The organism is Shinella sp. 838, assembly GCF_029623935.1.
GTDB lineage: Bacteria > Pseudomonadota > Alphaproteobacteria > Rhizobiales > Rhizobiaceae > Shinella.
Genome location: NZ_JARSBQ010000010.1, coordinates 22,496 through 45,818, shown reverse-complemented (window position 1 = coordinate 45,818; position 23,323 = coordinate 22,496). Strand labels below are relative to the sequence as shown.

At 64.7% G+C, this 23,323-nt stretch carries 22 protein-coding genes and 1 riboswitch; of the genes, 13 read left to right on the top strand and 9 right to left on the bottom strand.

The window, feature by feature from the left end; genetic code table 11:
- Window positions 1–7 precede the first annotated feature (7 nt).
- The 5 genes from P9A16_RS24625 (at window position 8) to ribB (ending at window position 5,283) form a co-directional block, all read left to right on the top strand.
- A complete protein-coding gene (locus P9A16_RS24625) occupies window positions 8–982 on the top strand; it encodes an ABC transporter permease (RefSeq protein WP_023517410.1) in 975 nt (324 codons plus the stop codon).
- 118 nt (window positions 983–1,100) lie between these two features.
- Entirely contained in the window at window positions 1,101–2,033 is a 933-nt protein-coding gene (locus tag P9A16_RS24620; RefSeq protein WP_024270639.1) for a substrate-binding domain-containing protein, read from the top strand.
- 19 nt (window positions 2,034–2,052) lie between these two features.
- Window positions 2,053–3,540 (top strand): sugar ABC transporter ATP-binding protein, encoded by a 1,488-nt coding sequence (locus P9A16_RS24615; protein ID WP_024270640.1) that lies wholly within the window; start codon window positions 2,053–2,055, stop codon window positions 3,538–3,540.
- A 14-nt stretch (window positions 3,541–3,554) separates the two neighbouring features.
- Window positions 3,555–4,343 (top strand): SDR family oxidoreductase, encoded by a 789-nt coding sequence (locus P9A16_RS24610; protein ID WP_023516280.1) that lies wholly within the window; start codon window positions 3,555–3,557, stop codon window positions 4,341–4,343.
- A gap of 67 nt (window positions 4,344–4,410) precedes the next feature.
- Window positions 4,411–4,557: riboswitch (FMN riboswitch) on the top strand.
- A 90-nt stretch (window positions 4,558–4,647) separates the two neighbouring features.
- Window positions 4,648–5,283: a 3,4-dihydroxy-2-butanone-4-phosphate synthase gene (gene ribB / locus P9A16_RS24605; protein ID WP_023516281.1), complete on the top strand. Its 636-nt coding sequence runs from the start codon at window positions 4,648–4,650 to the stop codon at window positions 5,281–5,283.
- Window positions 5,284–5,344: 61 nt separating this feature from the next.
- On the opposite strand, the gene P9A16_RS24600 is transcribed toward ribB, so the two are convergent.
- The 4 genes from P9A16_RS24600 to glyA form a co-directional block, all read right to left on the bottom strand.
- Entirely contained in the window at window positions 5,345–6,676 is a 1,332-nt protein-coding gene (locus P9A16_RS24600) for a D-serine ammonia-lyase (protein ID WP_023516282.1), read from the bottom strand.
- Between the two features lie 139 nt (window positions 6,677–6,815).
- Entirely contained in the window at window positions 6,816–7,712 is an 897-nt protein-coding gene (gene purU / locus P9A16_RS24595; RefSeq protein ID WP_023516283.1) for a formyltetrahydrofolate deformylase, read from the bottom strand.
- Between the two features lie 20 nt (window positions 7,713–7,732).
- Entirely contained in the window at window positions 7,733–8,629 is an 897-nt protein-coding gene (gene folD, locus P9A16_RS24590; RefSeq protein WP_037407465.1) for a bifunctional methylenetetrahydrofolate dehydrogenase/methenyltetrahydrofolate cyclohydrolase FolD, read from the bottom strand.
- Window positions 8,630–8,719: 90 nt separating this feature from the next.
- Complete coding sequence (gene glyA, locus P9A16_RS24585) at window positions 8,720–9,997, bottom strand: serine hydroxymethyltransferase (RefSeq protein WP_023516285.1); 1,278 nt, start codon at window positions 9,995–9,997, stop codon at window positions 8,720–8,722.
- 132 nt (window positions 9,998–10,129) lie between these two features.
- On the opposite strand from glyA, the gene P9A16_RS24580 reads away from it, so the two are divergent.
- The 6 genes from P9A16_RS24580 to P9A16_RS24555 all read left to right on the top strand — a co-directional run bounded on the left by P9A16_RS24580 (window position 10,130) and on the right by P9A16_RS24555 (window position 16,318).
- Window positions 10,130–11,098 (top strand): LysR family transcriptional regulator, encoded by a 969-nt coding sequence (locus tag P9A16_RS24580; RefSeq protein ID WP_023516286.1) that lies wholly within the window; start codon window positions 10,130–10,132, stop codon window positions 11,096–11,098.
- 255 nt (window positions 11,099–11,353) lie between these two features.
- Entirely contained in the window at window positions 11,354–12,385 is a 1,032-nt protein-coding gene (locus tag P9A16_RS24575) for a transporter substrate-binding domain-containing protein (protein WP_023516287.1), read from the top strand.
- 65 nt (window positions 12,386–12,450) lie between these two features.
- Window positions 12,451–13,659: an ABC transporter permease subunit gene (locus tag P9A16_RS24570; RefSeq protein WP_037406870.1), complete on the top strand. Its 1,209-nt coding sequence runs from the start codon at window positions 12,451–12,453 to the stop codon at window positions 13,657–13,659.
- On the top strand, window positions 13,656–14,786 hold the full coding sequence (locus P9A16_RS24565) for an amino acid ABC transporter permease (protein ID WP_023516549.1): 1,131 nt from the start codon (window positions 13,656–13,658) through the stop codon (window positions 14,784–14,786). The genes P9A16_RS24570 and P9A16_RS24565 overlap by 4 nt, the downstream gene beginning before the upstream one ends.
- Window positions 14,787–14,815: 29 nt before the next feature.
- Window positions 14,816–15,574 (top strand): amino acid ABC transporter ATP-binding protein, encoded by a 759-nt coding sequence (locus P9A16_RS24560; RefSeq protein ID WP_023516550.1) that lies wholly within the window; start codon window positions 14,816–14,818, stop codon window positions 15,572–15,574.
- A gap of 234 nt (window positions 15,575–15,808) precedes the next feature.
- Window positions 15,809–16,318, top strand: coding sequence for a methylated-DNA--[protein]-cysteine S-methyltransferase (locus tag P9A16_RS24555; protein WP_023516551.1), 510 nt, complete (start codon window positions 15,809–15,811; stop codon window positions 16,316–16,318).
- A 138-nt stretch (window positions 16,319–16,456) separates the two neighbouring features.
- Here the strand turns inward: P9A16_RS24555 and P9A16_RS24550 are convergent, their stop codons facing one another.
- The 5 genes from P9A16_RS24550 to ada form a co-directional block, all read right to left on the bottom strand.
- Complete coding sequence (locus tag P9A16_RS24550) at window positions 16,457–17,206, bottom strand: 2OG-Fe(II) oxygenase (protein WP_278026004.1); 750 nt, start codon at window positions 17,204–17,206, stop codon at window positions 16,457–16,459.
- Window positions 17,203–17,769 carry a methylated-DNA--[protein]-cysteine S-methyltransferase gene (locus P9A16_RS24545; RefSeq protein ID WP_023516553.1) on the bottom strand — a complete coding sequence of 189 codons (567 nt, stop codon included), beginning with the start codon at window positions 17,767–17,769 and terminating at the stop codon, window positions 17,203–17,205. Before P9A16_RS24545 ends, P9A16_RS24550 begins: the two co-directional genes overlap by 4 nt.
- Window positions 17,770–17,873: 104 nt before the next feature.
- Window positions 17,874–18,524: a DNA oxidative demethylase AlkB gene (alkB, locus tag P9A16_RS24540; RefSeq protein WP_023516554.1), complete on the bottom strand. Its 651-nt coding sequence runs from the start codon at window positions 18,522–18,524 to the stop codon at window positions 17,874–17,876.
- Window positions 18,525–18,575: 51 nt separating this feature from the next.
- Complete coding sequence (locus P9A16_RS24535; protein ID WP_023516555.1) at window positions 18,576–19,217, bottom strand: DNA-3-methyladenine glycosylase family protein; 642 nt, start codon at window positions 19,215–19,217, stop codon at window positions 18,576–18,578.
- A gap of 16 nt (window positions 19,218–19,233) precedes the next feature.
- Window positions 19,234–20,331, bottom strand: coding sequence for a bifunctional DNA-binding transcriptional regulator/O6-methylguanine-DNA methyltransferase Ada (ada, locus tag P9A16_RS24530; RefSeq protein WP_023516556.1), 1,098 nt, complete (start codon window positions 20,329–20,331; stop codon window positions 19,234–19,236).
- Window positions 20,332–20,598: 267 nt separating this feature from the next.
- Here ada and P9A16_RS24525 point away from each other — a divergent pair, with 267 nt between their 5' ends.
- Window positions 20,599–21,525 (top strand): dihydrodipicolinate synthase family protein, encoded by a 927-nt coding sequence (locus P9A16_RS24525; protein WP_278026003.1) that lies wholly within the window; start codon window positions 20,599–20,601, stop codon window positions 21,523–21,525.
- A gap of 310 nt (window positions 21,526–21,835) precedes the next feature.
- Window positions 21,836–23,227 carry an APC family permease gene (locus P9A16_RS24520; RefSeq protein WP_023516558.1) on the top strand — a complete coding sequence of 464 codons (1,392 nt, stop codon included), beginning with the start codon at window positions 21,836–21,838 and terminating at the stop codon, window positions 23,225–23,227.
- Window positions 23,228–23,323 lie beyond the last annotated feature (96 nt).

The following is a 23,323-nucleotide window of genomic DNA, read 5'->3' as shown; positions in this document are numbered from 1 at the left end:
AGTGCTCATGGTGGCGGATGTGAAGGAAAGACAGGGCTTCGCAGGCGTGATGCTGCCGTCGCTGCGCGGCGCCACGGGGCCGCTGATCGGCCTCATCGTGCTGTGCCTCTTTCTCACCTTTGCGACGGACAAGTTCCTGTCGGTACGCAACTTCCTTAATGTGCTGGACCAGATCACGGTGCTCGGCGTCATGGCCGTCGGCATGACGATGGTCATCCTGATCGGTGGCATCGACCTTGCGGTCGGCTCGGTCATGGCGCTCGCCATGATGGTGCTGGGTTATCTCAACGTCGTCGCCGGCGTGCCGATGGGGCTTGCCATTCCGCTGGCGCTGGCGGCGGCCGCCTTGAACGGCCTGATCGCCGGGCTTCTGATCACGCGCTTCAACGTGCCGGCCTTCATCGCGACGCTCGCCATGATGTCGATCACCCGCGGCCTTGCCAACATGATCACCGACGGCCAGCAGATCATCGGCTTTCCGGCCTGGTTCAACATGATGGCCATCGTGCGCTTCGGCGGCTTCCTGACGCTCACCGTCGCCGTGATGATCGTCGTCTTCATCGTCGGCCTTCTCTACCAGCGCTACCGCCATGGCGGGCGCGTGCTCTACGCCATCGGCGGCAATGCCGAAGTCGCGCGTCTTGCCGGCATCAATGTCCAGCGCGCCACCGTGCTCGTCTATGTCGTTTGCAGCTTCCTTGCCGGCCTCTCGGGCATGGTGCTCGCCGCCCGGCTCGACTCCGTGCAGCCGTCCTCGGGCGTCTCCTATGAACTCGACGCCATCGCGGCGGTCGTCATCGGCGGCACTTCGCTTTCGGGCGGCACGGGCGGCATCGGCGGCACCATCATCGGCGTCCTCATCATCGGCGTGCTGCGCAACGGTCTCAACCTGCTCAGCGTCTCGCCCTTCATGCAGCAGGTCATCATCGGCGCCGTCATCGTGCTCGCCGTGACGGCCGAGACCTACCGCAAGCGCAAGTAGGACCGTTCACCCCCGCTGCCGGCGGGGAGGCGAAAACGGCCCGCAATGGTGCGGGCCGGCAAAAGGAAGGCGGCTTCCTGCAGGGGCGGGGGCTGCCGGGCAACCCGGAGGAGAAACCATGAAACTGTCCAAAATGCTGATCGCGGCGAGCGCCGTGTCCGTGCTCGCACTTCCCGCAACCGCCGCCGAGGTCAAGAAGATCGGCCTTGCCGTGCCGAACCTGCAGGCCGACTTCTTCAACCAGATCAAGCTCGGCGTCGAGAAACATGCCAAGGAAAAGGGTATCGAAGTCGTCGTGGTCGATGCCAAGAACGACACCAACACCCAGGTCAGCCAGGTGCAGGACCTGATGACGCAGGACATCAACGCCTTCATCTACATTCCGGCGGGCGCTGCCGCCGCCGCCGTGCCGACCCGCCTTGCCCGCGAGGCCGGCATTCCCGTCATCAACGTCGACCGTACGCCCGAGGGCGCGCCGGGTGATACGTTCATCGCCGGCGAGAGCGTCGAATCCGCCTATGAAGTCTGCAAGTACATCATCGGCAAGGCCGGTGGCGCGGGTAAGATGGCGATCATTCACGGCCAGAAGGGCACGACACCGGAAGTCGACCGCTTCACCGGCTGCAAGCGCGCTATCGATGAGGCCAAGGGTGTAGAGTTGATCGACCAGCAGTGGAGCAACATGTGGTCGGCCGACGAAGGTTTCACGATCGCGCAGAACATGCTGCAGGCCAACCCGGACATCACGATCATCTTCGGCCAGGCCGACGGTCTCGCCATGGGTGCCGCCAAGGCGGTCGACGTCGCCAACCTCTCGGACAAGGTGATCATCGGCGGCTATGACGGCGACGTCTCGGCCCTCGAATACCTCGCCAAGTGCAAGGGCCCGTTCATAGCCACTGCGACGCAGAGCACGCAGAAGATGGGCGTTCTCGCTGTCGAATCCGCGCTCGCCGTCGCCGCAGGCCAGAAGGTCGAGGAGCGCCAGACGCCGAATGCCGTGCTGACGACCTGCGAGAATGCGCCGGAATTCGTCAAGAGCCACCCGTAACCGCAAAGGCAGCAGCGCCATGACGACCCGCTCTCCCATCCTGTCGCTCCGCGGGATTCAGAAATCCTACGGTCCGATCAAGGTTCTTCACGGTGTCGATCTCGACATCCATCCGGGAGAGGTCGTGGCGCTGCTCGGCGAGAACGGTGCCGGGAAATCGACCCTGTCGAACATCATTTCCGGTACCGTACAGCCCTCCGCCGGGGAGATGACCTGGCTCGACAAGCCCTATGCCCCCGAAAATCCCCGCGCCGCCATGGACGAGGGGGTCGGCATGATCCACCAGGAACTGAAGCTGCTGCCGAAGCTGTCCATTGCCGAGAACGTCTTCGTCGGCCGCTATCCCATGACATCCGGCCGGCTCGACCGCAAGACGATGGAGGACAAGGCGCGCGCCGGCCTCCAGCGCCTTGGCCTCGACGTTTCGCCTGATCGCCTCGTCGAAGGGCTTTCGACCGGAAAACAGCAACTCATCGAAATCGCCAAGGCGCTGACGCTCAATGCGCGCCTGCTCATCCTCGACGAGCCGACCGCGGCGCTCGGCGGCGAGGAGACGCAGGCCCTCTTCCGGCAGATCGAGCGGCTGAAATCCGAAGGCGTCGGCATCATCTACATCTCGCACCGGCTGGAGGAGATCCGCCAGATCACCGATCGCATCGTCGTCATGCGCGACGGCGCCAAGGTGCAGGAGTTCGACAGCGGCGACGTGCCGATCCGCACGATCGTCGAGGCCATGGTCGGCCGCTCGCTGGAGCGCATGTTCCCCGCGCTCCCCGTGTCAACGGAGGAGGTGGCGCTGGAGGTGCGCAGCCTCTCCTCACCGACCAAAGCCTTTCGCGACATCAGTTTCGCCGTCCGCAGGGGCGAGGTTTTCGGCATTGCCGGGCTGATGGGCGCCGGCCGCACCGAGCTTGTGCGTGCCATCACCGGCGCCGATCCGATTTCTGCCGGCGACGTGTTTTTGCATGGCAAGCCGGTGACGCCGCGCTCGCCGATCGATGCGATCCGCAACGGCATCGTCCTCGTGCCGGAGGATCGCAAGCTGCAGGGCGTGGTGCTCGACCATTCGATCGCGGAAAATATCGGCTATGCCAACCTCGGCGAGATCGCGCGCAGCGGCTGGCTCTCCACCCGCCGCATTCGCGAATTCGCCGAGGATTACATCAAGAAATTCGGCGTGAAGGGCCGCGGCGGACAGAATGCCGGTGAACTCTCCGGCGGCAACCAGCAGAAGGTGGTGCTGGCCAAATGGCTGGCGCGCAAGCCGCAGGTGGTGGTGCTGGACGAACCGACGCGCGGCATCGACGTCGGCGCCCGCTCGTCGATCTACGATCTCATCATGGACCTTGCGCGGGAGGGCGTCGCCGTCATCGTGGTCAGTTCCGACCTCGAAGAGGTGCTCGGCGTGTCCAGCCGCATCATGGTCATGGCCCAGGGCAAGCAGGCCGGCATCCTGAACCGCGAGGACGCGAACGACGTCTCGGTCATGGAACTGGCAACGATTTGAACAAGGAAGCATTCATGTCTGACATCACGCTCAACGCGCCGAAACTGTTCGATCTCTCCAGCAATGTCGCCTTCGTGACCGGCGCCGGCAGCGGCATCGGCCAGCGCATCGCCATCGGCCTCGCCCAGTGCGGCGCCGATGTCGCGCTGCTCGACCGGCGCACCGACGACGGCCTCGCCCGGACGGCCGACTTCATCGCCCGGGCCGGACGCCGCAGCATCCAGATCGCCGCCGATGTCACCAGCGGCGCGGCGCTCGCCGAGGCGGTCGCCCGCACCGAAGCGGAACTCGGCTCCCTGACGCTCGCCGTCAATGCGGCCGGCATCGCCAACGCCAATCCGGCGGAGGAGATGGCGGAAGACCAGTTCCAGACGATGATGGACATCAACCTGAAGGGCGTTTTCCTCTCCTGCCAGGCCGAAGCCCGTGCCATGTTGAAGACCGGCCGCGGCGCGATCGTCAATATCGCCTCGATGTCCGGTGTCATCGTCAACCGCGGCCTCAGCCAGTGCCACTACAATGCCTCCAAGGCCGGCGTCATCCACATGACCAAGTCGATGGCGATGGAATGGGTCGGCCGCGGCATCCGCGTCAACACGATCAGCCCGGGCTACACCGCGACGCCGATGAACACCCGGCCGGAAATGGTGCACCAGACGAAACTCTTCGAGGAACAGACGCCGATGCAGCGCATGGCAGCTGTCGACGAGATGGTCGGCCCGGCCGTCTTCCTCCTCTCGGAGGCCGCGAGCTTCGTCACCGGCGTCGATCTCCTCGTCGACGGCGGCTTCTGCTGCTGGTAGCCGTCGGGAATTCTGCGCGGCCGGCGATGCCGGCCCTTGCATTCCTCCACCAGAATTCCCTATTTACGCCTGTTCTCAGGGCGGGGTGAAACTCCCCACCGGCGGTATCCGGAGCGATCCGGGAGCCCGCGAGCGCTTCCGTTGACGCGGAAGGTCAGCAGATCCGGTGCGATGCCGGAGCCGACGGTCACAGTCCGGATGGAAGAGGACATGTCTGCGGAACCGTCCTTCACCCGGGCGGTCGCGGGCCTGTTCGCCCAAGGGATTGAAACGCCGGCATCGGCAACCCTTGAAAGGCAATGAAATGGCACTCTCGAAAATTGAAGACGCAATCGCGGCCTTTGCGCGCGGCGGCATGATTGTCGTCGTGGATGACGAAAACCGGGAAAACGAAGGCGATATCATCGTGGCCGCGGATGCGGTGACCCCGGAAGCGATCGCCTTCATGATGAAACACGCCCGCGGCCTGATCTGCGTGGCGATGGAAGGCGAGCGGCTCGATGCGCTCGACATCCCGCTGATGGTTCCGCAGAACACGGAGTATCTTCATACGGCCTTCACCGTCTCCGTCGATTACCTTCCCGCCACGACGACCGGAATTTCGGCCGCCGATCGCGCGGCAACCGTCAAGGCGCTCATGGACCCCGCGAGCCGGCCGGAAGACTTCGCCCGCCCGGGCCACATCTTTCCCCTGCGCGCGCATCCGCGTGGGGTGCGCGGCCGTCCGGGCCACACGGAAGCTGCGGTCGATCTCGCGCGCCTTGCCGGCAGGAGCCCGTCGGGCGTGATCTGCGAGGTCGCCAACGATGATGGCACGATGGCCCGTCTGCCCGAACTGATCGATTTCGCGGCCATCCACCAGCTGCCGTTGATCAGCATCGAGGACCTCATCGCCCATGTCGCCGCCCGTGACGGCAACATGCCTGCCGTCGCCGCATAACGATCCGGTCAAGGACCATGCCGCTGTGCGTGAGTTCGGCGGCATGGGCGTGGCAGTTCCGTCAATCCGTTGCGGCGGTGTCGTTCGCGGTGTGCAGGAAGGTCTGGAACTGCTCCTCCGGCACGAAGGCGCCGCCCGTGGTCCAGATGATGTGGGTGGCCCCGGTTAGATGGTCGCCGATCCGCTGATATGCGCAGAAGTCCTTGCCCGCCGGATGTTTCACGATGAAATCCGGGCCGGCAAAGCCGGCGGCGGCGGAGGGTTCGAGGCGCAGGTTCTGGTTTTGGTGGGCGCTGAGGAGCCAGCGGAAGAGGGATGCGTCGTCGACGGTGAAGATGCCGGCCAGCATGCGGCGCATGACGGTGGCGACGAAGGCCGACATGCGGGCGACGGCCATGCCGTCCGCTTCCGTTCTGTTGGTCAGGCCGACGTCGTAGACCGAGACGAGATCTTCGGAACCGCTCATGAGATGGACCAGCGCACAGGGCGACTGAACCGGCTCCACGAAGAAGCAGTGCACATTGTCCCCGAAGACCTTCTTTGCACCATAGGCGACGCCGCCCGGTGCGCCGCCGATGCCGCAGGGCAGGTAGAGGAACAGCGGATGGTCGGCATCGACGACGATGCCGCGGGCCTGAAGCTGTTCGGCGAGTTCCAGCGCGGCGACGCTGTAGCCGAGGAAAAGGTGCCGGGATTGCTCGTCGTCGACGAAATAGATCGTCGGGTCAATCTCGGCGGCGATACGGGCATTTTCCACCGCGGTCGTATAGTCGGCATCGTGCCGGACAACCTCGACGCCGAGCCGCGTCAGCCGTTCCACCTTCCAGGCCTTGGCATCGGCGGACATGTGCACCGTCGCCCTGAAGCCGAGGGCGCGGGCCGCGACGCCCACGCTGAGCCCGAGATTGCCGGTGCTGCCGACGGCGATGGTGTAGCGGGAAAAGAAGGCTTTCGCGTCCGGCGCGGCAAGGCGCCGGATGTCTTCATCCGCCATCAGCAGACCCTCGCGCCGGGCCAATAGTTCGGCAAACAGGAAGACCTCGTAGACGCCGCCGCGCGCCTTGATCGACCCGGCGACGGGAAGGGCGCTGTCCGCCTTGACGAGAAGGGTGCCGAATTGCGCGTCGTCATAGTCCAGCGCCTTGCGCATGGCCTCCAGCGGCACGAGATCGGAGCGGATTTCGCCCCGCGTTGCCTTCAGGTCGGGAAAGCAGGTTTCCAGTAGCGGCGCCAGCCGCCGCCAGTTTTCCTGCGCCTCGTCCACATCCGATGGCTGCACGGGAAGCGTCGCATCCGCGATTGCGTTTTCGGTGTAGTGCGGGTTCGTCCAGAGCGTCGGGCGTCCCGCCAGCACATCGGAACGGGCGGGATTGTCGGGGAGGTGGATGGCCATGTCTTGATCCTGCGTCGGGGAAGGCGCGCGCCGCGCCATTGGCTTGCCGGTCTTCGGGGCGTTGCGATAGCCGCGGCGACAACGGCCTGGCAAGGCGTGCGCCGGCGGCGATGTCTTTCATGGGCCGCAGTGGTGGACCCTATCCCATGCGCTCGGAGGCATAGGAGCCCGGCGAGGGCGGGAAGACGATGGTCCGGTTGCCGTTGAGGAAGACGCGACCGTGGATATGGGCGTGGATGGCGCGGGCGAGCACCTGGCTCTCCACGTCGCGGCCGAGGCTGACATAGTCTTCGGCGCTCTGGGCATGCGTCACGCGCACCGTGTCCTGCTCGATGATCGGGCCTTCGTCAAGGTCGGCGGTCACGTAGTGCGAGGTCGCGCCGATCAGCTTCACGCCGCGCTCGAAGGCCTGTTTGTAAGGGTTGGCGCCCTTGAAGGACGGGAGGAAGGAGTGGTGGATGTTGATGATCCGGCCCGACATGGTCCGGCACATCTCGTCCGAGAGCACCTGCATATAGCGGGCGAGCACGATGAGCTCGGCGCCCGTCTCCTCGACGACGCGCATCTGCTCGGCCTCGGCCTCCGGTTTGTTCTCCCTCGTCACCTTGATGTGGTGGAAGGGAATATCATGGTTCACGACCACCTTCTGGTAATCGAAATGGTTGGAGATGACACCGACGATATCGATCGGCAGGGCGCCGATGCGCCAGCGGTAGAGTAGGTCGTTGAGGCAATGGCCGAAGCGCGAGACCATTAGGACGACCTTGCGCTTGGTCGTCTCGTCGAAGAATTCGGCATCCGCCTGATAGGTTGCGGCGATCTCGGCAAAGCCCTTGCGCAGGTCTTCAAGCGTGCGGCCATCCTCGGACTGGAAGCTGACGCGCATGAAGTAGCGGCCGGTGCTCTTGTCGTCGAACTGGGCGCTGTCGGAGATGTTGCAGCCGTTGGCAGAGAGGTAGGTCGCGATGGCCGCGGTCACGCCGCGGATCGAGGGGCAGGCGACGCGCAGGGCATAGCGGTTGGAAAGAGCGGACATTGGCGATCCTTTCGGGTCGATCAGTCGATGGCGACGGAGTGCTGGCGGCTGAAGGCCGTGAGCGTGTTGGAAAGCAGGCAGGCGATGGTCATGGGTCCGACGCCGCCCGGAACGGGCGTGATCGCGCCGGCGGCACGGCGGGCCTCCTCGAAGGCGACGTCGCCGACGATGCGCGACTTGCCGTCGATCTCCACCCGGTTGATGCCGACGTCGATGACGGTGGCGCCCGGCTTGATCCAGTCGCCGCGCACGAGGCCCGGCCGCCCGGCTGCGACGACGAGAATATCCGCGGCGCGGCAGAGCTCCGGGGTGTTGCGCGTGCGCGAATGGGCGATCGTCACCGTGCAGTTTTCCGAAAGCAGCAGCTGCGCCATCGGCTTGCCGACGATGTTCGATTTGCCGACCACCACGGCATGCAGGCCGGAAAGGTCGCCGCCGAGCCGATCTTTCAGCAGCATGAGGCAGCCGAGCGGAGTGCAGGGCACCAGCGCCGACTGGCCCGTGGAAAGGCGCCCTGCATTGGAAACGTGGAAGCCGTCGACATCCTTGTCAGGGTTGATGCCCTGGATAATGGCGTTGGCGTCGAGATGAGCGGGCAGGGGTAGCTGGACGAGGATGCCGTGCACGGCAGGATCGACGTTGAGCCGGCCGATGAGCGCCATCAGTTCGTCCTGCGTCGTGTCGGCCGGAAGTTCGTGCTTGAACGAATTCATGCCGGCGGCGGCCGTTTGGCGATGTTTCGAGCCGACATAGACGGCGCTGGCGGGATCGCTGCCGACGAGCACCACGGCGAGCCCCGGCACGGCGCCGGTGGCAGTCTTCAGCCGGGCAACTTTCGCCGCAACATCGTCCAGCAGGCCGGCCGCGAACATCCTGCCGTCGATGATCGCCCCGCCGGCAACTCTATCCATTCCCATGACGCTCCCTTTCGCATCCCCAAGGCCCGGCCGCGGGCCGGAAGGAGAGCCGCGCGTAGCGCGGCCCTTTTCGGTTCGGATTTCGTGCGCTTAGTGTGCGTAGACCGGGAAGGCCGCCGTCAGTCTGGCCACCTTGGCCTTGGCGCCGTCAACAACCTCGTCCGCCGTGCCGGCAGCTTCCGCCTCGATGAGGTCGGCGATGATGGTGCCGAGCGTGCGGAACTCCTCTTCCTTCATGCCGCGGGTGGTGGCGGCGGAGACGCCGAGCCGCATGCCGACCCATTCCGGCGGGCGCGGGCTGTCGCCCGGGATCGGGTTCTTGTTGGCGGTGATGTTGGCACGCGACAGAAGGTCTTCCGCTTGCTTGCCGATCAGGCCCTTGCTCGAGAGGTCGACCAGCACGATGTGGGTGTCCGTGCCGCCGGAGACGATGCGCACGCCGCGGTCGATCAGGGTCTCGGCAAGCGCGCGGGCATTGGCCTTGACCTGCGCGGCGTAGACCTTGAAGTCGTCCTGCAGCGCTTCGCCGAGGCAGACGGCCTTGGCGGCGAGCACGTTGCTGTGCAGCGAGCCCTGGACGCCCGGGAACACGGCGGCTTGCAGCTTCTTGAACCAGGCCTCGTTGTTGGTGAGGATCAGGCCGCCGCGGGGCCCGCGCAGCGTCTTGGTCGTGGTGCAGGTGACGATATCGGCATGCGGGAACGGCGAGGGGTGGGCGCCGCCCGCGACGAGGCCGGCAATATGCGCCATGTCGACCAGGAACCATGCGCCGACTTTCTTGGCGATCCTGCCCATGCGTTCGAAGTCGAGTTCGCGCGGATAGGCCGAACCGCCGGTGATGAGCAGCGTCGGGCGAACCTCTTCGGCGATACGCTCCAGCGCGTCATAGTCGATGACCTCGGTTTCCGGGTCCACATTGTAGTTGTGCGATTCGAACCAGCGGCCCGACAGGTTGCCCTTCATGCCGTGCGAGAGGTGGCCGCCGGCGGCGAGATCGAGCGAAAGAACCTTGTCGCCCGGCTTCAGCAGCAGGAAGAAGACGGCGAGGTTGGCCTGCGTGCCCGAATGGGGCTGGACGTTGGCATAGGCGCAGCCGAAGAGCTGCTTGGCGCGGTCGATTGCCGCCTGCTCGACGACGTCGACGAACTGCCCGCCGCCGTGGAAGCGGTTGCCGGGATAGCCTTCCAGCGTCTTGTTGGTCATCTCGTGGCCGAGAGCGTCGAGCACGGCGCGGCTGACGATATTCTCGGATGCGATGAGCTCGATCTGGTCCTGCTGGCGCTTGCGCTCGTTGTCGATGGCACCGGCGACGAGCGGGTCGCGCTCGTGAACGGGGGCGTTGAAATAAGCTTTCGTCTGTTCGGTCATGACCTGTCTCCGCAAGAGGGTATGAGGGCTTGGAGAAAGGCTAGCCATGGCTTTGATCCAGAAAAAGTTAATAATATTTGCACATGCGTTCTGATTTGCTAATCATTCTTCTCTCGACATGAGGAGGAAAGAATGGACCTTGCCCGCTTGCGCGCCCTGCGCGAACTGTCGATCCGCAAGACCATGGCCGCGGTGGCCGAGGCGCTCTATGTCTCCCCGTCCGCCGTCTCGCAGCAGATTGCGTTGCTGGAACAGGAGGTCGGCATCGACCTCATCGAGCGGCGGGGCCGCGGCGTCGAGCTGACGCCGGCCGGAAAGCAGCTTGTCGAACGGGCGGAGCGGATCCTCATCGAGCTCGAATCAGCCCGAGCCGACATCGCCGAGCTGAAGAAGGTGATTGCCGGCGAGCTGCGGGTGGCAGCCTTTCCCTCTGTCGCTGCGGCGGTGGTGGCGGGGGCGATCCAGGGCCTCCATCGGCTCCATCCGCATCTGACGGTGCAGTTCGACGAGATGGAGCCCGCCGAGAGCCTTGCGGCCCTGCGCAGCTGGCAGACGGACATCGCGATCGTTGACGATCTCAACGTGCCCGCCGGCGCCGTTGATCCGAACATCGAAACGATCCCGCTGATGGAGGACGTGTTCAATGTGATGGTGTCCCAGACCCATCCGCTGGCCGAGCAGCCGACCGTCATGTTGCACCAGCTGCGCGACGAGCGCTGGGCGCTCGATACCGCCTCCTCGACCTATAACCGCATGATCACGGATGCGTGCCAGGAGGCTGGCTTCACGCCCAACATCGTCGCCCGCTGCAAGGGGTTCGAGGTGACGATCGCGCTGATCCGGGAAGGTTATGGCATCTCGATCCTGCCGGGCCTTCGGGCGAGCTATGACCTCGAGGACGTCTGGGTCTGCAAGGTCGAGCCGGAGATCCGCCGCAAGATCTCGCTGGCCTTCCGCAAGGGGGAGAAACGCAGCCCCGCCGTTCAGGCCTTCATCGCGGAAGTCAACGCGCGGATCGGTTCTCGTCGCCGGCTCCCCACGGGCAAGAACGAAGCGCCGATTGCGCTCGACGCGGGCTCCGAAGGCAATGCCGACGATTAAAATCAAACAGTTTTGCTAAATAGTACGTAAAGCAGAATTAAGTAGACCTGAACAAATCGTGTTCCTATCGTCCCCCTGTCGATTGATATGGGTTCGCAGCTTGGCTACCAAACGGCGGACTTAGGCCAATGGCGGGAACAATCGCTACAGAACGGCAAGAGCCGCTGTTGCCCTATCGCCCAAATCAGCTCTCGGCATGAGAACCGGGCTCTGCACCAGCGTGCAGGGCGCTCGCGATATTCACAGGGGACTGCAATGAAACTGATCAAGCTTCTCACGGCCGGCGTGTTTGCCGGTCTCGCCGTTACCGCAGGTCACGCGTCGGCGTCCGTCCTCGACACGGTCAAGCAGCGCGGCACGCTGAACTGCGGCACGGACAACACCGCGCCCGGTTTCGGTTACCTCAACACCACGACGGGCCAGATGGAAGGCCTCGACATCGACTTCTGCCGCGCCGTCGCCGCCGCGGTCCTCGGCGATGCATCGAAGGTCAAGTTCGTCACGGTCACCGACAAGAGCCGTTTCGATGCGGTCCTCACCAACCAGGTCGATGTCGTCTTCGCGCACACCACCATCAAGCCGGCGCGTGAATCCTCCATCGCCATCGATTTCCTGCCGGTCAATTTCTACGATGGCACGGGCGTCATGGTGAAGACGGAGTCGGGCGTGAAGGAATTTGCCGATCTCGACGGCGCCACTTTCTGCACGACACAGGGCTCGGTAACCGAAACCGTCCTCACCAGCGCCTTCAAGGCACGCGGCTGGGAAGGCTCCAAGGTTCTGACCTACGAGAACCTTGAAAAGCTCTTCGCCGCCCTCAATTCCGGCCGCTGCAACGCGATGAGCACGGACAAGTCGGCGCTTGCCGCCTGGGCTGGCAACGCGCCGAAGCCGGCCGATTATCTGATCCTGCCCGACACGCTCGACAAGTCGCCCTTCGGCGGTTTCGTCGCGGCCAATGATTCCAAGTGGCGCAACGCGCTGCGCTGGGTCACCTACGGCCTGTTCCAGGCAGAGGAATCCGGGATCACGCAGGCCAATCTCGAAGAGAAGCAGAAGAGCGAGGACCCGTTCGTCCAGAAGTTCCTCGGCGTCGGTGGTGGTTACGGCAAGGACTTCGGCCTTTCCGACGACTTCGTCGCGCAGGCGGTCAAGGCCGTCGGCAACTATGGCGAGGTCTATGCGCGCAATCTCGGCCCGGACACCCGGATGTTCCTCGACCGCAAGGGCACGCCGAATGCCCTGTGGACCGAAGGCGGCGCCATCTACTCGCCCCTCTGGAACTGATCCCTTCCTGACCGGCCCGGGGCGGCATCGCGCCCCGGGCCTCCAATCGGTTCTGGTATTTCGACATGACTGTGCACCAAGCGAACGTGGCCGGTAACGCGGCCGACGACGATCTCCCGGCTCGCCGCCGCCGCAACCGGATCCGGTACAATGCCACCCAGTCCGCCATTGTTGCGGCGGCCATCGTCCTCGTGGTCCTCTTTGCCTTTGCCGTGAAGGAAGGGCTGGCCCGGCACGGGATCAGGTTCAGCTTTTCCTTCCTCTGGGATGCCGCGGGTTTCGATATCAGCGAAGGCAAGACGGTTGCCCTCGAGGACGGTGTCTGGCCGACGTTCCTGACCTTCACGCCGGATCACCTGATCGCCCAGGCCTTCGTCACCGGTATCTTCAACACGGTCAAGGTGGCCGTGTTCGCCATCCTTCTCAGCACCGTGCTCGGAACGCTGCTCGGCGTCGGCCGGCTCTCGACCAACTGGGTGGTGCGCAACCTCTCCTTCTGGTGCGTGGAGTTCGTGCGCAATACGCCGTTGCTGATCCAGATCGTCTTCTGGTATTTCGCCGTCGTCCTGCATTTCCCGCCGATCGCCGCTGCCGCGAAATTGTACGGCGTCGTGATCAGCCAGCAGGGTCTCTATTTTCCGGTTCCCGTCTGGCAAGGGGGCGACTCGGTCCTCGCCATCGCAGCCGCAACGGCATTCTGGGTCGCCATCCTCGGCGTGCTGTTCGATCGCCATCGCACGGTCCGATGGGTCTGCGCCGGTGCCGTCGTCCTGCTTGGCGGAGTGATGTTTGCCACGGGCATCGTCGGTCTCGACGTTCCCATCGCCTCGAAGTTCCAGGCGCGCGGCGGCACAGGCATGAGCCCGGAAATGGCCGCGCTGCTGCTTGCCATCGTCGTCAACAGTGCGTCGTACATCGCGGAAATCGTGCGCGGCGCCATCGACGCGCTGCCGAAGGGGCAATGGGAGGCGGCCGCTTCCCTCAGTCTGACGCGCCGCGACACGGTGAACGACATCATCCTGCCGCAGGTCTTCCGCGTCGTGCTCCCGTCCTTCGGCAATCAGTATATCAGCCTCACGAAGAACACAGCCCTCGGCATCGCCATCGGATATCCCGAGCTGTTCAACATCTACGGCACCATCGCGAACCAGACCGGCCACAGCCTCGAAGGCATCGTCATCGTGATGGCGTCCTACCTCATCCTCAGCTGGGCCATCAGCGCCGCCGTCGGCTGGGCCGACCGCCGCATGACGAGACACGGAGCGTCGCGATGATCGCCAAATCCCTGAAATGGTCGCGGCACAACCTGTTCGCCAAGCCGTTCGATATTCTCCTGTCCCTGACTGTCATTCCGGGGGTGCTCTGGCTTTTCTGGCAGATTGCCAGCTGGGCGTTGACGGTGGCGCAGTGGGACATCATTCCGCAAAGCCTGCGCGTCCTGATGATCGGCATCTTCCCGGTGGATCAGGTGTGGCGCACCTGGGTCGCAGCCATGATCATCGCCGCCCTGCTCGGTGCGGCCCTCGGCTGTGTCTTCGCGTTCCGCCGGCGGCATGCCGGCGGCCTTCTCCTCGTGGTGGCGACTGCGCTGGTCCTTACGGGGACGAACGATCTTGCGAACGTCCTGCTCGTTTCCGCGCTGGTCGTTGTCTTCGGGCTGTCCTGGGCGCTGATTTCCCGCGTTCCGGCGGTGCGCAAGGGGCTCGTGCCGGCAAGCTTCGTCGGGCTGATTGCGATCTTCGCCGTGATGGCACCGCCCGGCGCCGGCCTGTGGGGCGGTCTGCTGCTCAGCATCCTGTTGACGCTCGTCACAGCGATCGTGACCCTGCCGATCGGCATCCTGCTCGCCTTCGGCCGTCGCAGCCGCTTTTCCAGCGTGCGCTGGATCTGCACGGCTTATATCGAGGTGATGCGCTCGGTCCCGCTCATCATGGTCGTCTACTGGATCTGGATCCTGATGCCCGTGCTGACGCCGCAGCTCAATCTGGCGGATGTGGTCCGCGGCATGATCGGCTTCACGCTGTTCTACTCCGCCTATGTCGCCGAATATGTCCGCAGCGGCCTGCAGGCCGTGCCGCGCGGGCAGACGGAAGCCGCCCGTTCGCTCGGCATGAGCGAGTTCGACATCAACCGCTCGATCGTCCTGCCGCAGGCCCTTCGCGTGGTGGTCCCGCCGCTCGTCGGCAACGTGCTCGACATCTTCAACACGGCGCCGCTGGTCTTCATCATCGGCCTTACGGATTTCCTGCGTGCCGGCCAGATGATCCTCGCCAACCCGCAATATGGCGACCGCACCTATGAAGTCTATTCGTTCCTTTTCCTGACCTACTTCCTCGTCGGGTCCCTGATCACCTTCGCCGCCCGCAAGCTCGAAAAACATCTTGCAAGGGGCAGCCGATGAACGATGCGAACACCACCGGAGGCCGCTCCATGAGCACCATCGTCGAAATGAAGACCCTCAACAAGTTCTACGGAAGCCACCACGTCCTGAAGAACATCGACCTTTCCGTCGCGCGCGGCGAGGTGGTTGTGGTGGTCGGCGCGAGCGGTTCGGGCAAGTCGACGCTCATCCGCTGCGTCAACGGGTTGGAAATGTACCAGAATGGCAGCCTCGTGGTGGACGGATATCCGATGCCCGTCGAGGAAGACCGCCTTCTCGGCGGCGAAAGCGAACTTGCCGCCATCCGCAAGGGCGTCGGCATGGTGTTCCAGCAGTTCAACCTCTTCCCGCACAAGACGGTGGTGGAGAACATCACCATCGCGCCGATGCGCGTGCACCGCAAGTCGAAGGCCGAGGCCGAGGCGACCGCGCTCCGGCTGCTCGACCGCGTCGGCCTGAAGGCGCATGCGCACAAATATCCCGGTCAGCTCTCCGGCGGACAGCAGCAGCGCGTGGCGATCGCCCGTTCGCTGGCGATGGAGCCGCACCTGATGCTGTTCGACGAGCCGACCTCGGCGCTCGATCCGGAAATGATCGGCGAGGTGCTCGACGTGATGCGCGAGCTGGCCGCCGATGGCATGACGATGATGATCGTAACGCACGAAATGGGCTTTGCCCGCGAGGTGGCGGACCGGATCGTCTATATCGATCAGGGCGCGATCCTGGAGATCGGCAAGCCGGACAGTTTCTTCGACAATCCGCAGAACGAGCGCGCCCGCTCCTTCCTCGCCCGCGTGCTGAAGCACTAGAACAACACCCGCACGCCGGAACTGCCCTGGTTACCTGTTTTTCCTGCGTGTCCTCAGCCGAAGCGATTCCGCTTTGGCTGAGGGGCCATCCGACCGCCTTGATGTACCTTGGCCGTGGCACGCCTTCCGGAGCTGTTGGCCATCGATCTTTCGATTTGAAAGCAAGGAACGGAGAGAGGCCCGTCGTACCGGCGTCTATGTTCGACCGATACCGAACCGGGAAGGCAACAGACGATGCACGAGACCATCCGCTTTGCTTGGGGGATCAGCTCCCTTGGCGACTTCTTGCTCGCCGTATCCGAGAAGGGCATCGTGGCCCTCGAATTCAGCTCCGCGCGCATGGCGACTGAGGACGCCTTGCGCATGCGATTCCCGCAGGCGGCGCTGGAACGCAGCGATGAGGGAATCGCAAGCATGACGGCGATCGTGGCCGGGCTCGTTGATGATCCTGCCGCCGGCTGCAACCTGCCGCTCGACTTGCGCGGAACGCCCTATGAGAAACAGGTCTGGCAGTTGTTGCGCGAGATCCCTGCAGGACAGACCACCAGCTACGGGGCTTTGGCGGGAAGGCTCGGCACGCGCGATGCGCGGGAGGTGACGGCTGCGATCGCCAGCAATCCAGTCGCCGTAATCGTGCCGTGCCACCGCGTCATCAAGAAGGACGGCTCGATATCGGGCTATCGGTGGGGCGTCCGCCGCAAGCACGTTCTTCTGGCGCGAGAGCGGCAGCCGGTAGCCCCCTGAAAAGCGGATAGAAAATCGTTGCGGATGCCGCGCCGGGTATCCGGCGCGGCGTTGTCGTGTGCGCTGTGGACCTGGCAGGAAAGCCCGCCGCGCATTGCGCGACGGGCGGGCAGAGGGTGGGAAACCCAGGCTGCGCCGTCAGCGGGCGTCGTGGAAAATGATGCCAACCGTGTGGCGCAGGCCGGAGCGGACGCGGCTGACGCCATGGCGCAGGTTGACGCGGTAGCTGCCTTTCGTGCCCTGGGCCGGGCGATTGTGGACGGCGAAGGCGACGGCATCGCCCTGGCGCAGCGGCACGACCTCGACACGGCTTTGCATGCGCGGCCGCTGTTCGGTGAGCACGAATTCGCCGCCGGTGAAGTCGCGGCCGGGCTCGGAAAGCAGGATCGCCACCTGGATCGGGAATGAGAGATCGCCGTAGAGGTCCTGATGGAGGCAGTTGAAGTCGCCGGGTACATATTGCAGCAGGAGCGGCGTCGGCCGGGTCTGGCCGGCCGCATGGCATTGATTCAGGAACGCCGCGTGTGCTTCGGGAAACTGCCGGTCCAGCCCCATCCGCCCGTTCCAGTCGTTGGCGATGCCGGCAAGGCGTGGGTAGAGCGCGGTGCGAAGGCCGCCGATCAGGCCGGGAAGCGGGTATTTGAAGTAGCGATATTCGCCTCTTCCAAAGCCGTGCCGCGCCATGACGATATGGCTGCGGAAATGGGTTTCGTCGGTATAGAGTGCGGCGAGGCTGCCGCATTCCTCCGGGGCGAGAAGCCCCGGAAGGACGGCGCAGCCATAGCGGTCGAGGTCGCTGGCAAGCGCCGTCCAGTCGCAGGTAGCGACCCGTGCCTCCGCGGACATCTCCGCGAAGGTCGGGAGGATATCGATTGCAGCGCCGTTCATGCCGTGGCTTCCTTCTCGATGAGGGCGCGTTTGCGCTCGAGGCCCCAGCGATAGCCGGCCAGTTCGCCCGTTCCACGCACGACGCGGTGGCAGGGGATGGCGAGCGCGATGGGATTGGCGGCGCAGGCGCTGCCGACGGCACGGGGGTTGGCAAGCGGGCTGATCCAGCCGGCCAACTCCCGGTAGCTCACCGTCCTGCCGGCGGGGATGTTCTGCAGTTTTTCCCAGACGCGGCGCTGGAACGGCGTGCCGCGCATATCGAGCGCGAGATGGAGCCCGCGTGCGGGTATTGCCATGTAGCGCTGCACCTTCGCGATGTCGTCTTTCACGCTTTCCTCGTCCTCAACCAGCGTGGACCGGGGGAAACGGGCGGCAAGGTCTGCCGAAAGGTCTTCGGCGCAGTCACCGAGCAGGATCGCGCAGACGCCCTTTCCGCTGCGCGCGACCAGCACCTTGCCGAAGGCGCTGGCGGCGATCGCATAGGAAAGCATGTCGACGGGTGCCGAGGAGGATTTTACCTGCAGCCTGGGCCGCAGCGTCTTCGTTCTGATCATCAGGTTCATCACCGTCACTCCTTGTTCTGGGCTGATGATCGAACCTATCGCCCGTGCCGCACCACCAAACTCCGATCCTTGTTTTCAAATCGGAGAAACCGCCTGGCTGGGAGCTACAGGGCGCTGCGAAACGTGAGGTTTATGCGCATGCGCCCGACGGTCTCGTGCATGCCGTCCTTCAGTTCGGGCACACCGTGATGGAAGAGCCGCGACGGGCCGCCCCAGATTGCGACATCGCCGTGCCGGAGAGCGAATTTCTTCACGGGGTCGGTGCGCTTCAGCCCGCCGAACTGAAAGGTCGCCGGCAAGCCGAGCGAGACCGAGACGATCGGGTTGGCAAAGTCGCGCTCGTTCCTGTCCTGGTGGAGAGACAGACGGGCACCGGGCTCGTAGCGGTTGATCAGGCAGGCGTCGGGACGGAAGCCGGGATAGCCGGCGGCCGTCGCGGCCTCTACGGAAAGGGCGAGGAAACATTCCGGCATGCCGGGCCAGGGGCGGCCGGTTTGCGGATCGTTGCGGTCGTAGCGGTAGCCCGTGCGGTCCGTAACCCAACCCGCCGCGCCGCAATTCGTCATCGCGACGGACATGGTGAAGCCGCCCGGCGTGACCATGTGGCGGAACGGGGACTGGGCGGTGATGTCGCCGAGCGCAGCAAGAAGGTCCGTTTCATAGGCGAGCGCAGTGCCGCGCAGCAGCATGGCGCCCTCGGCCATGGCCTCGGCTGCGGGCATCGGCGGGACGAGTGCGTCGAATAGATCGTGCATCCTGCGGCCTTTCGGGTTCGGGTGATGGTTGGGAGAACGCCGGCCCGGCATTCAGGACAGCACGTTTCCGCGTTCGCGCGGGATGCGCCAGAGATACCAGGCGGCCACCGTGCGATGCGGCGCCCACGCCTGCGAAATCTCGCGCAACACCCGGGGCTTCGGCTGTTCGGGCAGCGATTTCAGCACGCGATATCCTTCGCGGACACCGAAATCGTCGACCGGCAGCACGTCCATCCGCTCCAGCGAGTACATCAGCAGCATCTCGACCGTCCAACGGCCTATGCCCTTGATGCCGGTCATGCGCGCGATCAGCGTCTCGTCGTCCATGGTGGTGGCAAGGGCACGCGTCGGAACTAGGCCGTCCAGGGCGCCCTGCGCGACCGCCTTGATGGTGGCGATCTTGCTGGCCGAGAAGCCGCAGGCCCGCAACAGGTCGAAATTGGCCTCGACAAGATCTTCCGGGCCTGGAAAGTCGCGTCCCTCGAAGCGGTCCCTGAGACGGCCGATGATCGCGTCGCCGGCTCTTGCGGTCAGCTGCTGATAGGCGACGGCCCGCACCAGCGCTTCATAGGGTTCGCGGGCGGCCTTGGGATCGTGCCGGCAGGGACCGACCAGGTCGATCAGCCGCGCCCAGTCCTCGTCGTGCCGGGACAGGAAGGCGCCCGATTGATCGTAGCGGGAAAGGAGGTTCATTCGCAGTTCTCCGGCTTCAGGCGATCCGTGCGCCCTCGCGCGCGAGCAGTGCGCGCTTGCGATCGACACCCCAGGCGTAACCGGAGAGCGCACCGTCGTTGCGCACCACGCGATGACAGGGAATGGCGACGGCGATATTGTTGGCGGCACAGGCGCCGGCGACCGCCCGGGTGGCCTTGGGCGATCCGATCCGGCGGGCGACATCCGCATAGGACATGCGCGTGCCGGCCGGAATCTCCTGCAGCGCCTGCCAGACGCGGCGCTGGAATGCGGTGCCGCGGACATCGAGCGGGAGATCAAGCCCGATGCCGGGGTCCTCGACGAAGCCGACGACGCAGGCGACCAGCGCCTCATAGTCGCGGTCCATGCCGATGAGGCGCGCCCTCGGGAAACGATCCTGCAGATTGCGCACCAGCGCCTCCGGATCGTCGCCGAGAAGAATGGCGGCAACGCCTCTCGTACTGGAGGCGACCAGGATCGCGCCGAGGGAAGCCTCGCCGACTGCGAACCTGATCTCCTCGTTGGCGCCGCCCGCGCGATAGCGGGTCGGTGTCATGCCGAGCAGGCCGGTCGATTTCTCGTAGAAGCGGCCGCTCGAATTGAAGCCCGCATCGTAGATCGCTGCGGTGACGCTGTTGCCGGTCGCAAGGCCTTCGCGCACCTTCTTCGCGCGGTCGGCGGCGGCATAGGCCTTCGGCGTCAGGCCCGTCGATGCCTTGAACAGGCGATGAAAATAGCTCGGGCTGCGCTCGACGGCCGCCGCCAGTTCCTCCAGCGAGGGCTCCTCTTCGCTGCCCTCGATGAGGCGGCAGGCTCTGGCAACCAGGGCCGCGTTCTCGCATTCGAGCGTGGGGCGGTCGGGATTGCAGCGCCGGCAGGGGCGAAAACCCGTCGCCCGGGCAGCATCGATCGTGTCATGCAGGGTGACGTTCTTCGGGTTCGCCGTGCGCGAGGGGCAGGAGGGGCGGCAGTAAACGCCGGTCGTCGAGACGGAATACCAGAGCTCACCGTCGGCGGTCTTGTCGCGGCTGACGATACGCGCCCAGCGAGGATCCTCCGTGACGGGCAGGGAGGCTAGGCGAAGGGCAGGGGTCTGTTGCGCGGCGGTCGTCATCGTTGTCTTCCCGTATCGGTCCAGCCCGACCATGCTCCCGTTCCGTCGCGGCCACACTCCGATCCTTGCGCTCAAATCGAATGGGCGCCCACCCGATTCTTGCCGAGGTGCGTGGGCAGGGAGACGGAAGATTTCGGAATGGTTCGCAACACCGGTCCTCGCGTCCGAAATCTGATGGTAAGGTTCCACGGAGGTGCTTTCAGGGAGGACGAGACAGATGGATGCGGAGACAACGAAGCGGCATCAGGCCTGGCAGGAGGGCGGGACATGACATTCGGTACGCGATCCCGCGGCGTCTATGCGATCGCCACCACGCCGTTCTTCGATGACGGCTCGATCGACTTCGGCTCGATCGACAGGTTGACGGATTTCTATGTGGAGAGCGGATGCACGGGCATCACAATTCTCGGCATCATGGGAGAGGCACCGAAGCTGGAGCCGGATGAAAGCCGTGCCATCGTCCGCCGCGTCGTGTCGCGCGCCGCGGTTCCCGTCATCGTGGGTGTATCGGCGCCAGGTTTTGCCGCCATGCGCTCGCTGGCGCGTGAATCGATGGAGATCGGCGCGGCCGGCGTGATGATCGCGCCACCGCCGGCCCTGCGCACGGACGACCAGATCGTCAACTACTTCGCCGGTGCCGTCGAAGCGGTGGGCGAGGATGTTCCGTGGGTGCTGCAGGATTACCCGCTCACCCTCACCGTCGTGATGACGCCGGGAGTGATCGCAAGGATCATGAGCGACCATCCGTCGTGCCAAATGTTGAAGCATGAGGACTGGCCGGGCCTCGAGAAGGTCTCGAAGCTTCGCGCCATGCAGAAGGCCGGCACGCTTCGGGATTTCTCGATCCTTTGCGGCAATGGCGGCTTGTTCCTGGATTTCGAGCCGGAACGCGGGGCCGACGGCGCGATGACCGGTTACGGCTTTCCGGACATGTTGTGTGAGCTCGTCGATCTCTTCGCGGCCGGCAGGCGTGACGAGGCGCACGACCTGTTCGATGCCCATTTGCCGCTGATCCGCTACGAGCAGCAGCTCGGCATCGGCCTTGCTATCCGGAAGCACGTTCTGAAGCGGCGCGGCGTCCTGTCCTCCGACGCGCAGCGCAAGCCGGCCCAGCTGCTCTCCGCGACGGCGACGGCGGAGGTCGACTACCTCCTCGCGCGTATCGCCAGATACGACAGGCGGGCCGCCGTGTAAGCCGCAGCCTGAAATCCTTCTCTCGTTCCGCTCCTCCGCGTACACGGATGGAGGAGCTTGGCGTTGCCTGGCCGGATAGTCCAGCGGCGAACCAGGCCGTCCGTGCGTGTTTCAGAAGATTCGCCGTTGACGAAGAAAGTTTTCGTGACTAAAAAATTTACTTAGTAAAAGTTTTAATCGGCTATAGATTATTGGGCCTTTCATGGCGTGTTCGATCGGAGGGATCGAGCCCGCCCTATGATGTGGTGGACGTCGGGCCGAGGGATAGACGGTCGCATCCATGCCGGATGCAAAGAGGGGGGAGTGAGCGATGTCATCGACAAAAGTGATGGAAGGATCCGGGCAAAGCTCGGAGTTTGAAGGGGCCGATGGAGAGGCGCATACGCTTCGGCGGCGGCTCCAGGTGTCGCATGTGGTGTGCCTGGCCATGGCCGACGCCTCGCCGGCCATGGCTGTGCTGCTGCTGACGGCGGGCGTCTTCCAGGTGGGCGGAACCTTTGGCGTCGGGGCGATGCTGATCCTCAGCGTCGTCGTCGTCCTGATCGCGATGTGCCTCGGCGAACTCGCCTCGACCTACCCGTCGACGGGCGGTTCTTATTCGATGGTGCGCAGTGCCCTGCCGGAACCGCTGGCCTGGATCACGCTTTTCAACTTCGTGACGCAGGGTATCGTGATCCCGGCCTCGCTGCTGCTGGGCATTCCGATCTTCCTGAAGAACCTGCTGCCGTGGATTACCGTGCCCAATGAGGTGATCGCTTTCCTGCTGCTGGCCATTTCTGGCGCCATCGCCATCACGAAGGTCGAAATCGGCGCGAAGGTGAACATCGCCATTCTCCTGGTGCAGCTCGTCGTGGTCGGGCTCATCGTGCTGGCGGCGATCGTCGCTCCGGTCCAGAACCCTGTCGATATCGTGTTCCATCCTGTCGTTTTGGAGAACGGCCAGCTCGTGCCGCTGACGCTTGGTATCGCACTGGCGACGCTGGCTCCGGCCTTCAACGTCCTCAACGGCTACGATGCGGTCTGCGGCTTCGTCGAGGAGCTTGTCGGCGGTGCGCGCGATGTCGGCCGGGCCGTCATCTATGCCGCGATCCTCGCCTCGATCCTCATTACGATCCCGCTCTTTGCCGGCGTCATCGCCGCGCCGGATCTCGTCGCCTTCCTGCAGTCGGATGCGCCGATCGTTTCCGCTGTGGAAAGCGCGCTCGGCCCCTGGGCCAGCACGATCGTCAACATCGGCGTCATCGCGGCACTCTTCAATGCGGCGCTCACGCTCCAGATGTATTTTGCCCGTGGTGTCTTCGCCTCGGCGCGTGACGGTCTCTGGCCGCCGGCGATCGGCAACAGGCTCGCCGAACTGAACCGCTTCCGCTCGCCCGGCTGGGGTGTCGCCGCGCTGCTCGTTCCCTCGGTCTTCCTGATCATGATGTCCAGCCTCGACTGGCTCATCATGTTCGCAGGAACCATGATCGCTACCGTCTATTTCTTCGTCGGGATCGCCGCCTTCTGGAGTCGCATCTCCCAGAAGCATGTCCACCGGCCCTTCAGAATGCCGTTCTGGCCGCTTCCGCCCGTCATCGTCGTCGCTTTCACCGGCTATGCTCTCGTGACCCAGACCACCGACTTCCTGATCGGCGAACTGGTGCTGGCCGGTATTGCCGTCGGCCTCTGGGCTCTCTCGAAGCTCTGGCGCAAGACGGCCTGACGGCCGGCGCATCTCAGAACCGTTCAGCCCGTCGCATCGTCCGATGCGGCGGGTTTTACACGGCCGGACGGCAGTATGGAGCAGGCCGGTCGGGAA

What these genes read in the sequence shown, in the direction of transcription:
- ada (WP_023516556.1), bottom strand. Translation starts at nt 20,331, where the DNA reads ATGACGACCGCCGCGCAACAGACCCCTGCCCTTCGCCTAGCCTCCCTG.
- P9A16_RS24520 (WP_023516558.1), top strand. Translation starts at nt 21,836, where the DNA reads ATGTCATCGACAAAAGTGATGGAAGGATCCGGGCAAAGCTCGGAGTTT.
- P9A16_RS24525 (WP_278026003.1), top strand. Translation starts at nt 20,599, where the DNA reads ATGACATTCGGTACGCGATCCCGCGGCGTCTATGCGATCGCCACCACG.
- glyA (WP_023516285.1), bottom strand. Translation starts at nt 9,997, where the DNA reads ATGACCGAACAGACGAAAGCTTATTTCAACGCCCCCGTTCACGAGCGC.
- P9A16_RS24545 (WP_023516553.1), bottom strand. Translation starts at nt 17,769, where the DNA reads ATGAACCTGATGATCAGAACGAAGACGCTGCGGCCCAGGCTGCAGGTA.
- P9A16_RS24560 (WP_023516550.1), top strand. Translation starts at nt 14,816, where the DNA reads ATGAGCACCATCGTCGAAATGAAGACCCTCAACAAGTTCTACGGAAGC.
- alkB (WP_023516554.1), bottom strand. Translation starts at nt 18,524, where the DNA reads ATGCACGATCTATTCGACGCACTCGTCCCGCCGATGCCCGCAGCCGAG.
- P9A16_RS24620 (WP_024270639.1), top strand. Translation starts at nt 1,101, where the DNA reads ATGAAACTGTCCAAAATGCTGATCGCGGCGAGCGCCGTGTCCGTGCTC.
- folD (WP_037407465.1), bottom strand. Translation starts at nt 8,629, where the DNA reads ATGGGAATGGATAGAGTTGCCGGCGGGGCGATCATCGACGGCAGGATG.
- ribB (WP_023516281.1), top strand. Translation starts at nt 4,648, where the DNA reads ATGGCACTCTCGAAAATTGAAGACGCAATCGCGGCCTTTGCGCGCGGC.
- P9A16_RS24580 (WP_023516286.1), top strand. Translation starts at nt 10,130, where the DNA reads ATGGACCTTGCCCGCTTGCGCGCCCTGCGCGAACTGTCGATCCGCAAG.
- purU (WP_023516283.1), bottom strand. Translation starts at nt 7,712, where the DNA reads ATGTCCGCTCTTTCCAACCGCTATGCCCTGCGCGTCGCCTGCCCCTCG.
- P9A16_RS24555 (WP_023516551.1), top strand. Translation starts at nt 15,809, where the DNA reads ATGCACGAGACCATCCGCTTTGCTTGGGGGATCAGCTCCCTTGGCGAC.
- P9A16_RS24610 (WP_023516280.1), top strand. Translation starts at nt 3,555, where the DNA reads ATGTCTGACATCACGCTCAACGCGCCGAAACTGTTCGATCTCTCCAGC.
- P9A16_RS24570 (WP_037406870.1), top strand. Translation starts at nt 12,451, where the DNA reads ATGACTGTGCACCAAGCGAACGTGGCCGGTAACGCGGCCGACGACGAT.
- P9A16_RS24615 (WP_024270640.1), top strand. Translation starts at nt 2,053, where the DNA reads ATGACGACCCGCTCTCCCATCCTGTCGCTCCGCGGGATTCAGAAATCC.
- P9A16_RS24550 (WP_278026004.1), bottom strand. Translation starts at nt 17,206, where the DNA reads ATGAACGGCGCTGCAATCGATATCCTCCCGACCTTCGCGGAGATGTCC.
- P9A16_RS24535 (WP_023516555.1), bottom strand. Translation starts at nt 19,217, where the DNA reads ATGAACCTCCTTTCCCGCTACGATCAATCGGGCGCCTTCCTGTCCCGG.
- P9A16_RS24565 (WP_023516549.1), top strand. Translation starts at nt 13,656, where the DNA reads ATGATCGCCAAATCCCTGAAATGGTCGCGGCACAACCTGTTCGCCAAG.
- P9A16_RS24600 (WP_023516282.1), bottom strand. Translation starts at nt 6,676, where the DNA reads ATGGCCATCCACCTCCCCGACAATCCCGCCCGTTCCGATGTGCTGGCG.
- P9A16_RS24625 (WP_023517410.1), top strand. Translation starts at nt 8, where the DNA reads ATGGTGGCGGATGTGAAGGAAAGACAGGGCTTCGCAGGCGTGATGCTG.
- P9A16_RS24575 (WP_023516287.1), top strand. Translation starts at nt 11,354, where the DNA reads ATGAAACTGATCAAGCTTCTCACGGCCGGCGTGTTTGCCGGTCTCGCC.